This window comes from Rossellomorea arthrocnemi (assembly GCF_904424705.1).
Classification (GTDB): domain Bacteria; phylum Bacillota; class Bacilli; order Bacillales; family Bacillaceae_B; genus Rossellomorea; species Rossellomorea arthrocnemi.
This window is the reverse complement of record NZ_CAJGBF010000068.1, coordinates 1-327: the sequence shown is the minus strand read 5'-3', so window position 1 is coordinate 327 and position 327 is coordinate 1. Positions and strand designations below refer to the sequence as shown.

1 rRNA gene is annotated in these 327 nt (G+C 37.0%); it reads left to right on the top strand.

Annotation, left to right across the window (positions count from 1 at the left end):
* A 16S ribosomal RNA gene (locus tag BAA9072_RS23995) occupies window positions 1-70 on the top strand; the annotation flags it as partial.
* Window positions 71-327 lie beyond the last annotated feature (257 nt).

Below are 327 nucleotides of genomic sequence, written 5' to 3'. Positions count from 1 at the left end.
GGGACAGATGATTGGGGTGAAGTCGTAACAAGGTAGCCGTATCGGAAGGTGCGGCTGGATCACCTCCTTTCTAAGGAAGATTTACTAAAACGTTTGACAGTCGAAGTTTTGTTCAGTTTTGATGGTTCAACAAGGTTTTTTGCGAGAGCAAAATAACCATCCATCAGGGATTTTTGCGCAAGCAAAATATCCACCCATACTGTCTCTTTTGAGACAAATGATTGTTCTTTGAAAACTAGATAAAGATAAATTGATAGTCAAGAAATTACCGAGTATCGCCATTTTAGGTTTTAAACCTTAATTAGTAAGTGATCAAATTTTGATTTA